The sequence below is a fragment of the Mycobacterium gordonae genome, assembly GCF_001417955.2.
GTDB classification, from domain to species: Bacteria; Actinomycetota; Actinomycetes; order Mycobacteriales; family Mycobacteriaceae; genus Mycobacterium; species Mycobacterium gordonae_B.
In genome coordinates this window covers 17,053-27,296 of the sequence record NZ_LKTM01000371.1, presented here as the reverse complement: position 1 = coordinate 27,296, position 10,244 = coordinate 17,053, and the positions used below count along the sequence as shown (strand labels likewise).

11 protein-coding genes are annotated in these 10,244 nt (G+C 67.6%); 10 read left to right on the top strand and 1 reads right to left on the bottom strand.

The window, feature by feature from the left end; genetic code table 11:
* A partial coding sequence (locus AO501_RS30770) for a PE family protein (protein WP_055581363.1) occupies positions 1-666 on the bottom strand: 666 nt, incomplete at its 3' end.
* Positions 667-1,101: 435 nt separating this feature from the next.
* Between AO501_RS30770 and AO501_RS30765 the strand changes: the two genes are divergently transcribed.
* The 10 genes from AO501_RS30765 to egtE all read left to right on the top strand — a co-directional run bounded on the left by AO501_RS30765 (position 1,102) and on the right by egtE (position 10,150).
* Positions 1,102-1,488 (top strand): hypothetical protein, encoded by a 387-nt coding sequence (locus AO501_RS30765; protein ID WP_371935029.1) that lies wholly within the window; start codon positions 1,102-1,104, stop codon positions 1,486-1,488.
* 116 nt (positions 1,489-1,604) lie between these two features.
* Entirely contained in the window at positions 1,605-2,024 is a 420-nt protein-coding gene (locus AO501_RS37510) for a hypothetical protein (RefSeq protein ID WP_055581361.1), read from the top strand.
* Positions 2,025-2,121: 97 nt separating this feature from the next.
* Complete coding sequence (locus tag AO501_RS30755) at positions 2,122-3,570, top strand: catalase (protein ID WP_055581360.1); 1,449 nt, start codon at positions 2,122-2,124, stop codon at positions 3,568-3,570.
* Between the two features lie 28 nt (positions 3,571-3,598).
* Positions 3,599-4,027, top strand: a complete 429-nt coding sequence (locus AO501_RS30750; RefSeq protein ID WP_197419980.1) for an organic hydroperoxide resistance protein — start codon at positions 3,599-3,601, stop codon at positions 4,025-4,027.
* 5 nt (positions 4,028-4,032) lie between these two features.
* Positions 4,033-4,671, top strand: coding sequence for a sensor domain-containing protein (locus AO501_RS30745; RefSeq protein WP_055581358.1), 639 nt, complete (start codon positions 4,033-4,035; stop codon positions 4,669-4,671).
* Between the two features lie 137 nt (positions 4,672-4,808).
* Complete coding sequence (gene egtA, locus AO501_RS30740; RefSeq protein ID WP_055581357.1) at positions 4,809-6,104, top strand: ergothioneine biosynthesis glutamate--cysteine ligase EgtA; 1,296 nt, start codon at positions 4,809-4,811, stop codon at positions 6,102-6,104.
* Positions 6,101-7,372 carry an ergothioneine biosynthesis protein EgtB gene (gene egtB, locus AO501_RS30735; RefSeq protein WP_055581356.1) on the top strand — a complete coding sequence of 424 codons (1,272 nt, stop codon included), beginning with the start codon at positions 6,101-6,103 and terminating at the stop codon, positions 7,370-7,372. The genes egtA and egtB overlap by 4 nt, the downstream gene beginning before the upstream one ends.
* A complete protein-coding gene (gene egtC, locus AO501_RS30730) occupies positions 7,372-8,079 on the top strand; it encodes an ergothioneine biosynthesis protein EgtC (RefSeq protein ID WP_055581355.1) in 708 nt (235 codons plus the stop codon). The genes egtB and egtC overlap by 1 nt, the downstream gene beginning before the upstream one ends.
* A complete protein-coding gene (gene egtD / locus AO501_RS30725; protein ID WP_055581354.1) occupies positions 8,079-9,044 on the top strand; it encodes an L-histidine N(alpha)-methyltransferase in 966 nt (321 codons plus the stop codon). The genes egtC and egtD overlap by 1 nt, the downstream gene beginning before the upstream one ends.
* Complete coding sequence (gene egtE, locus AO501_RS30720) at positions 9,041-10,150, top strand: ergothioneine biosynthesis PLP-dependent enzyme EgtE (RefSeq protein WP_055581353.1); 1,110 nt, start codon at positions 9,041-9,043, stop codon at positions 10,148-10,150. Before egtD ends, egtE begins: the two co-directional genes overlap by 4 nt.
* Positions 10,151-10,244: the final 94 nt, after the last annotated feature.

Here is a 10,244-nt window from a genome sequence, read left to right as displayed (position 1 = left end):
TCCAGCGCCGCCGGCACCGCCGGCCCCGCCGGCGAAGCCACCCGCTCCGCCGGCCCCGCCGACGCCTCCGGCACCACCGCCACCGAGGAGCCAACCACCGGCACCGCCTGCGCCGCCGGCGCCGCCGGCAAAGCCGGTAGCACCGGCCCCACCAGCACCTCCGGCGCCCCCCTGTCCGAAGAGGAAGGCGGAGCCGCCCGCCCCGCCGGGCGCACCGGGTGCACCCGAGCCGCCGTTGCCGCCGTTGCCCCAGAGGATTCCGCCGGGTCCGCCCGCCTGCCCGGTCCCGGGGGCGCCGTCGGCGCCATTGCCGAACAACGGACGCTGGAACAACGATTCGGCGGGAGCATTGACCACATCCATGAAGGCCCGCAGAGGCGACGCGCCGGCCGCCTCGGCCGACGCATAGGCACCTGCCGCCGCATGCAGAGTCCTGACGAACTCGTCGTGGAACAGTGCGGTCTGCACACCGAGCGCCTGATAATCCTGGGCAAAGGTGCCGAACAACCGCGCGATCGCCGTTGACACCTCATCGGCGGCCGCTGGCAGTAGCTGCGTTGTCGACGCAGCGGCCGCGGCATTGGCCGCGCCGAGGGATGAACCGATCCGCGACAAATCTCCCGCCGCCAGCGCAACAAGGTCCGTTGATGCAATCACGTACGACATGGCCCCGACTTCCTACGCCGTTGTGGAGTAGAGCTCATGGTTCGCTCGGCCGGTCAGGCTCAAGTAGGGCCTTTAGACCCCCAGTCCTGAGGCCGAGGTCTCTCTTCGTGCGGTTCGGCCAAGGTCTCATTTCGGTGACAGTGAGGACTTCAGTCCCTACGCGAAATGCTCGTGACCTGCTCAGATAGACATCAGGTGTGCTGGAAGGAATGGACGATCATGGCGCGAGTTCAAGAACCGACAGTGGTCTACCTGCAGTCCCACCGCAGGTGGCGTGCCGCCAGACGGCGGGCGGTCGAGCTTGACGCGGCGATGCGCCGGCATCCGTCTGCGCAGCAGAGCGCGCCGGCAAGCAAAGTGCCTGCCCGCGGCCGGTTTCACCTCACAGCTGCTACCTAAGTAGCGCATAGCGGTCACTACTGTTCGGCCCTGATCATTCGTGGCATGAGCGAAATTTCTGATACCCCCACTGCGCGGACTTCGACCGCAGTAGCACCCCCACCGCCCGCTGAGCGGGTTGAACACCGGACACCCAAGGTCTTCAAGGCCGCGGCGTGGGTGGCCATCGTCGCCGGGATCGTCTTCATCGTCTCGGTCATCTTCTTCACCGGGTTCCGGTTGGGCCTGGCCGCCGGGCACGGCGGGGGACACCACCGGCACCACAAGCACCACCCGGCGATGATGCACCGCTCGGGATTCCCGACCAATGGGGGCCAGCAGCAGGTCGGCCCGGGCACTGGACCCGGCGGACCCGGTGGACCCGCCCAGGTGCCGTCCTCGGTGAGCCCGTCCGTCACTCCTTCGCCCACACCCGGTCGCTGAAAGCGCTCCACCGACAGCCCGGCGCTCAAACCGCGAGCGCCGGGCTTCATCAATTCACGGCAACTTTGTGACCGCGCCCCTTTACGCTGCTGCTGGGCTGGACCATATTCGAAGGTATGAGTGATACACCCGAACCCCCAGTTCCACCGGCTTCGGTCGACACCGCGCCGCCGCCCAGGCCGGTGTACCGGGAGAAGCCGCCGCGCCTCTACGTGGTGGCCGCCTGGGTAGTGATCGTCGCGGGGATCGTATTCATCGCATCCACCCTGCTGTTCACCGCTGCCATGATCTTCGGGGGCGGACATGGCTACTACCACCGTCACCACCACCATGGCATGTTCCACCCCGACGGTCCCGGCGGCTATGGCGGCCCCGGCTGGCAGTTCCGGTACCCGGGTGGCCCGCCGCCGCCGGGGATGGCCCCCGGCTTCCCCGGCGGTCCGGGTGGTCCCGGCGCACCCGGTGCGGTCCCACCCGGTGCGAGCCCTGGTCAAACGCCGACGTCCGCTCCGAGCGCACCGCCCACCCGCCCCTAGTTTCGTGGCGCAGCCGCGGGGTATCAACAGTTAGACCGCCCGAATTACCGCTATGCGCTTGATTTTTCGACTGTTCAGCTAGAGGAGATTGCGAAAAATGACGGAACGCTACACCACCACAGACGGCGGCAGCCCCGCCCCGAGCGACGAGCAGTCGTTGACCCTGGGTCCCGACGGCCCGATTCTGCTGCAGGACCACTACCTCATCGAGCAGATGGCGCAGTTCAACCGGGAACGCATCCCGGAGCGCCAACCGCATGCCAAGGGCGGTGGCGCCTTCGGCCACTTCGAGGTCACTAATGACGTCAGCAAGTACACCAGGGCGGCGGTGTTTCAGCCTGGCACCAAGACCGACACCCTGATCAGGTTCTCCACGGTGGCGGGCGAGCGGGGCAGCCCAGACACCTGGCGCGACCCACGCGGCTTCGCGCTGAAGTTCTACACGTCGGAGGGCAACTTCGACATGGTCGGCAACAACACGCCGGTGTTCTTCATCCGCGACCCGATGAAGTTCCAGCACTTCATCCGCTCCCAAAAGCGGATGCAGGCAACCAATCTGCGCGACCACACGATGCAGTGGGACTTCTGGACTCTGGTGCCGGAGTCGGCGCACCAGGTGACCTGGCTGATGGGCGACCGCGGCATCCCCAAGACCTGGCGCCACATGAACGGCTACAGCAGCCACACCTACAGCTGGATCAACGCCGCCGGCGAGATCTTCTGGGTGAAGTACCACTTCATCAGCGACCAGGGGGTCGATTACCTGACCCAGGAGGACGCCGACCGGTTGGCCGGCGAGGACGGCGACTACCACCAGCGCGATCTGTACGAAACCATCGAAGGCGGCGACTTCCCGAGTTGGACGCTCAAGATGCAGATCATGCCGTTCGAGGAGGCAAAGACCTACCGCTACAACCCCTTTGACCTGACCAAGGTGTGGCCGCACGGCGACTACCCGCTGATCGACGTCGGCAAGCTGACGCTGACTCGCAACGTCACCGACTATCACACCGAAATCGAGCAGGCGGCCTTCGAACCGAACAACATCGTCCCCGGCACCGGCCTGAGCCCCGACAAGATGTTGCTCGCGCGCGGCTTCTCCTACTCCGATGCACACCGGGCCCGGCTCGGCACGAATTACAAACAGATTCCTGTCAATACGCCGAAGGTGGAGGTCAACAGCTACTCCAAAGACGGGGCCATGCGGATCAAGAACGCGACCGATCCGGTGTACGCGCCCAACTCTTTCGGCGGCCCGCACGCAGATCCGGCGCGTGCTGCCGAGGTGCGCTGGCAGGCCGACGGCGAAATGATTCGCGCGGCCTACACGTTGCGTCCCGACGATGACGACTGGAGCCAGGCCGGCACGCTGGTCCGCGAGGTTCTCGACGACGAAGCGCGGGATAGGTTGGCTCACAACATCATTGGACATGTATCCAAGGGTGTGAAGGAGCCGGTGCTGTCCCGGGTCTTCGAGTACTGGCGCAATGTGGACCCCGATCTGGGTAAGAAGGTCGAAGAGGGGGTCCGGGCGAACCTCGGCTGACACGGTCGCGGCTGGCATGATCGAGCCCATGAGCATCGAAGTCGTTTACACCACGGCAGCCACGGCGACGGGCGGCGGCCGCGACGGCCACGTCAAGTCGGACGATGGTCGGGTCGACCTGGACACCCGCCCGCCGAAGGCGATGGGCGGCAACGGCGAGGGCACCAACCCCGAGCAGTTGTTCGCCGCCGGCTACGCCGCCTGCTTCCTGGGTGCGCTGAGGTTGGTGGCGGGCAAGGCGAAGGTCAAGCTGGATGACGCCACCGACGTCACGGTCGAGATCGGGTTCGGCAAGGACTCCGACGGAGGGTTCGGGCTCACCGGCGTGATCGTCGGCCACCTGCCGGGCCTCGAGCAGGGCACGGCCGACGACCTGGTCCACCAGGCCCACCAGGTGTGCCCGTACTCCAAGGCCACCAAGGGCAACGTCGACGTCACCGTCTCGGCCCGGGTCTAAGCCGGATGCGGCTTGCCGTCACAGCGGTGGGCATCGGCCTGGCCATCGGCGGCGCGGCCAGCGCTGCGGCCCATCCGTCGGAACCGGGAGTGGTGTCCTACGCCGTGCTCGGCAAGGGATCGGTCGGCAACATCGTCGGCGCCCCGATGGGGTGGGAAGCAGTGTTCACCGAGCCGTTCCAGGCCTACTCGGTGGATCTGCCGGTCTGTAACAACTGGGCGGAGATCGGCCTGCCCGAGGTGTACAACGACCCCGACCTGGCAGCGTTCAACGGGGCCACCGCGCAGACGTCGGCCAGCGACCAGAATCACCTCGTCAAGCAGGCGGTCGGAGTCTTCGCCACCAACGACGCGGCCGACCGGGCTTTCCACCGTGTCGTCGACCGCACGGTGGGCTGCTCGGGTCAGACCACCGCGATGCATCTGGACAACGGCACCACCCAGGTGTGGTCGTTCTCCGGCGGCCCGGCCGGGGCCACCGACGCGAATTGGACCAAGCAGGAGGCGGGAACCGATCGCCGGTGCTTCGTTCAAACCCGGCTGCGTGAAAACGTGTTGCTCCAGGCCAAGGTCTGCCAATCTGGCAACGCCGGCCCGGCGGTCAATGTGTTGGCCGGGGCGATGCAGAACGCGCTGGGCCAGTAGCCGAGGCGAGAATTGGGTATCCATCTCCCTCGTGCAGCTGAAAAGGTCGGGAATATGTCGGTGCTCTCTGGAAGATGAAGTGATGGTGGTTATCGTTTCGATAGCTGCGCATCCAGCTGCCCCGGAGGGATCGTGAAATGACGCGCATCGCCGCTACCGCGGGTCCGCAGCTGGACGACATCGATGTGGCCAACGCCGAGCTGACCAGCTCGGCCGCCGTCGCGGAGCACATCTCCGAAGGCTGTCTTGTCGATGGACCGGTGGGACGCGTCGGTCTGGAACTGGAGGCGCACTGCTTCGATCCGGCCGATCCGCTGCGGCGGCCGAGCTGGGACGAGATCAGCGCCGTGCTGAAGTGGCTCAAACCGCTCCCCGGCGGCAGCGCCGTCACCGTGGAGCCGGGCGGCGCCGTCGAACTCTCGGGTCCGCCTGCCGACGGCGTGCTGCCCGCTATCGATGCGATGGCCGGCGACCAGGTCGTGCTGAGGAGCGCGCTGGCCGAGGCCGGTCTGGGGTTGGTCTTCTTGGGCGCAGACCCGCTGCGGTCGCCTGAGCGGATCAACCCGGGCGCCCGGTATCGCGCCATGGAACAGTTCTTCGCCGCCAGCGACAGCGGCGCGGCTGGCGCGGCGATGATGACTTCGACGGCATCGATCCAGCTCAACCTGGACGCGGGACCGCAGGCGGGCTGGGCCGATCGGGTGCGCCTGGCGCACGCGCTGGGTCCGACGATGATCGCCATCGCGGCGAACTCGCCGATGCTGGCCGGCGAGTTCTCCGGCTGGCAGTCCACCCGGCAGTGGGTGTGGGGTCAGATGGACTCGGCGCGCTGCGGCCCCGTGCTGGGAGTCAGCGGGGACGATCCCGGCACTGACTGGGCCCGGTACGCGCTGAAAGCGCCCGTGATGATGGTCCATGCTCCGGACGCGACGGCGGTCACGTATTACGTGCCGTTCACCGACTGGGTGGATGGGCGGGTGCTGCTCGGCGACCGCCGCCCCACCATCGCCGACCTGGAATATCACCTGACCACGTTGTTCCCCCCGGTGCGGCCGCGGCAGTGGCTGGAGATCCGCTACCTCGACAGCGTTCCCGACGCGGTCTGGCCCGCGCTGGTCTTCACGCTGACGACCCTGCTCGACGATCCGGCCGCCGCTGACCTGGCCGCCGAGGCCGTCGAACCGGTCGCCACCTCCTGGGACACCGCAGCGCGGCTGGGCCTGCGCGATCGGCGGCTGTACGCGGCCGCCAACCGGTGCCTGTCCATCGCCGCCGAGCGGGCTCCGGCCGAACTCGCCGACACGATGCAGCAATTGATGCTCAACGTCGAAACCGGGCGATGTCCGGCCGACGACTTCTCCGACCGCGTCATCGAACATGGAATCGCCGCCACGGTCGCGCAGGCCGCCCGCGCGGCGCAAGGGGAGCAGTGACAACACGAGAGCAGTTGGCCGGCGATTTGGAGCGGGCCCGCGCGCGGACGTTGCGGCTGGTGGATTTCGACGACGACGAACTTCGCCGGCAGTACGACCCGCTGATGAGCCCACTCGTGTGGGACCTGGCGCATATCGGTCAACAGGAAGACCTGTGGTTGCTGCGCGACGGCAACCCGGATCGGCCGGGCATGCTGGCTCCGGAGATCGAAGGACTCTACGACGCGTTCGTGCACTCGCGGGCCAGCCGGGTGGACCTTCCGCTGCTGTCCCCGGCCCAGGCGCGGTCGTTCTGCCGCACGGTCCGCGATGCCGCATTGGACGCGTTGGACGCTCTGCCGGCGGACGCGGGCGACTTCCAGTTCGGACTGGTCATCAGCCACGAGAATCAGCACGGCGAGACCATGCTTCAGGCATTGAACCTGCGAACCGGCGCGCCGCTGTTGCAGGAGACCTCGGAGGTCCCCGCCGGACGGCCCGACCTGGCAGGAACGTCGGTGCTGGTGCCCGGCGGGCCGTTCGTTCTGGGCGTCGACGCCGCCGCCGAGCCCTACTCGCTGGACAATGAGCGGCCTGCCCACACCGTTGAGGTGCCCAGCTTCCGGATCGGACGGGTACCGGTCACCAACGCCGAATGGCGCGGCTTCATCGACGACGGGGGCTACGCGCAGCCGCGGTGGTGGTCCGAACGCGGCTGGCAGCATCGACAGCAGGCCGGGCTGAACGCCCCGCAGTTCTGGAACGCCGGCACCCGCGCCCGGTTCGGCCACATCGAGGACATCCCCGGCGACGAGCCGGTGCAGCACGTCTCCTATTTCGAGGCCGAGGCCTACGCCGCCTGGGCGGGCGCCCGGCTGCCCACCGAGGTGGAGTGGGAGAAGGCGTGCGCCTGGGATCCGGCGGCCAACTCCCGGAGGCGCTACCCGTGGGGCGACCAGCCGCCGACGCCCGAGCGCGCCAATCTGGGTGGCACCGCGCTACGGCCCGCGCCCGTCGGCGCGTACCCGTCCGGCGCGTCGGCGTACGGCGTCGAGCAGCTGCTGGGCGACGTCTGGGAATGGACCAGCTCGCCGCTGCGTCCCTGGCCGGGATTCGTGCCGATGATCTACGAGCGCTACTCCCAGCCCTTCTTCGACGGCGACTACCGGGTGCTGCGCGGCGGCTCGTGGGCGGTCGAACAGTCCATCCTGCGTCCCAGCTTCCGCAATTGGGACCATCCCTACCGGCGGCAGATCTTCTCGGGTGTCCGGTTGGCCTGGGACGCCTGATGTGTCGTCATCTTGGCTGGCTCGGTGCACCGGTCAGCGTCTCCTCACTGGTCCTGGACCCACCGCAGGGTCTGCGGGTGCAGTCGTACGCCCCGCGCCGGCAGAAGCACGGCCTGATGAACGCCGACGGCTGGGGCGTGGGCTTCTTTGACGACTGCCCGGGCCCCGCGCCGCGACGCTGGCGCAGCCCCGCGCCGCTGTGGGGTGACGTCTCGTTCGAGTCGGTTGCGCCGGTGCTGCGGAGTCATTGCGTGGTCGCCGCGGTGCGCTCCGCGACCGTGGGCATGCCGCTCGAAGCCAGCGCCACCGCGCCGTTCACCGACGAACGGTGGTTGTTGTCGCACAACGGCGTTGTCGACCGCGCCGTCTTACCACTCACTGCCACGGCCGAATCAGTCTGTGACAGTGCGGTTCTGGCTGCCACCATCTTCGCTCGTGGGTTGGACGCATTGGGCGACACCATCGTCGAGTTGGGCGCCGCCGATCCGTTGGCCCGGCTGAACATCATGGCCGCCAACGGTTCTCGGCTGATTGCCACGGCTTGGGGAGACACCTTGTCGATCCTGCGCCGTGCTGACGGCGTGGTGCTGGCCAGCGAACCCTACGACGACGACCCGGACTGGGAAGACATACCCGACCGGCACCTGGTGGAAGTCAACGGCGATCGCGTCGAATTGACTGCGTTGAACCGCTCGAAAGGATCCTGATGACGCTCACGCTGTCCAACCATCTGGCCGAGGACTCCGCGTTGCACGCACTGCGCCGCGACGTCTTCGTGGGCCTGCAACAGCAGCCGAAATCGTTGCCGCCCAAGTGGTTTTATGATGCGGCCGGTAGCGACCTGTTCGACCAGATCACCAGGCTGCCGGAGTACTACCCGACGCGCGCCGAGGCCGAGATCCTGCGAGCCCGCGCCGCCGAGATCGCCGCGGCAAGCCAGGCCGACACTTTGGTCGAGCTGGGCAGCGGGACATCCGAGAAGACCCGGTTGCTGCTCGATGCGCTGCGCGACCGTGCGTCGTTGCGCAGCTTCGTACCGTTCGACGTCGATGCCAGCGTTTTGTCGGCGGCCGCCCGTGCCATCCAGGACGAGTATCCAGGTGTCGAAATCAGTGCGGTCTGTGGTGATTTCGAGGAGCACCTGGCCGAAATACCCGGTGGTGGGCGGCGGCTGTTCGTGTTTCTGGGCTCGACGATCGGGAACCTGACGCCGGAGCCTCGCGCCGACTTCCTCGCCTCGCTGTCCGCGGTGATGCAGCCTGGGGACAGTTTGCTGCTGGGTACCGACCTGGTGAAGGACACCGGTCGGCTGGTACGGGCCTACGACGACGCGGCCGGCGTGACGGCGCGGTTCAACCTCAACGTGCTTGCGGTGATCAACCGGCAACTCGACGCGGATTTCGACGTCGACTCGTTCGAACACGTAGCACGCTGGAACAGCGACGAGGAGCGCATCGAAATGTGGCTGCGCTCCACCCGTCCCCAGCGGGTACGTGTCGACGCGCTGGACCTGACCGTCGACTTCGGCGCCGGCGAGGAGATGATCACCGAGGTCTCGTGCAAGTTCCGCCCGGACGCGGTGAGCGACGAGCTGTCCGCCGCGGGTTTGCGAAGGATCCGTTGGTGGACCGACGAGGCGGGTGATTTCGGCCTGTCGCTGGCCGCCAAGTGAGCCATCCCGAACAGCTGGCCCAGCAGTGGCGCCAGTCCCGGCCGCCTGTTGCTGGGCTGCATCTGGATAGCGCGGCCTGCTCGCGGCAGAGCCTGGCGGCACTCGACGCGGCAGCCCAGCATGCGCTGCACGAATGCGAGGTCGGCGGATACGTGGCGGCCGAAGCGGCCGCCACGGTGCTGGACGCGGGGCGCGCGGCCGTCGCGAAGCTCTGCGGCCTGGTCGATGCCGAGGTGGTTTACACCACCGGCTCGTTGAATGCGCTGGATGTGCTGTTGAGCAGTTGGCCGCGGGACAGGCGCACGCTGGCCTGCCTGCCCGGCGAGTACGGGCCGAACCTGGCGGTGATGGAGTCGCACGGATTCGAGGTGCGGCAGCTTCCTGCGCTCGACGACGGTCGGCTGGCGATCGACGACGCGGCGTTCCAGCTGGAAGACAACCCGCCAGACCTGGTTCACCTGACACCGGTGGCCAGCCACCGGGGCACCGTCCAGCCGCTGGCGATGATGGCCGAGCTGTGCCGCGAGCTCGGCGTGCCGTTGGTGGTGGACGCCGCGCAGGCGCTGGGGCAGATCGACTGCGCGGTGGGAGCCGACGCCACGTATTCATCGTCGCGGAAATGGATGGCAGGGCCCCGGGGCGTGGGCGTGCTGGCGTTGCGGCCCGAGCTGATGGAGCAGCTGATCCCGCGGGTGCCACTGGGTTTCGGTGAGGCGAATGTGGCTGCGCGAGTGGGCTTTTCGGTAGCGGTGGGCGAGCATCTGGCGCGCGGCCCGGAGCGGATCCGGGCGCGACTGGCCGAGTTGGGCGGCATCGCGCGCAGGCTGCTGGCCGACGTTGACGGCTGGGTGGTGGTCGAAGAGGTCGAAGAGCCAAGCGCCATAACCACTTTGGCGCCCACCGAGGGCGCCGACCCGGAAGAGGTGCGGGAGTGGTTGCTTGCCGAGCGCCGCATCCTGACCACCTACGCGGGAGTGCAACGTGCCCCGATGGAATTGACCGGCCCGGTGCTGCGGATCTCTCCGCATATTGACACCGCAGCGGAAGACCTGGAAACTTTCGCCGAAGCGCTTATCGAGGCGACGGCTGCTACCGCTTTGACCTGAGCTCATACCGGAGACATTGCTCCGCCTGCAACACAAAATTTTTCGTACGAACCGCGTGCATATTGGTCATGTGTGGAGTAACTTCTGCCTTCGA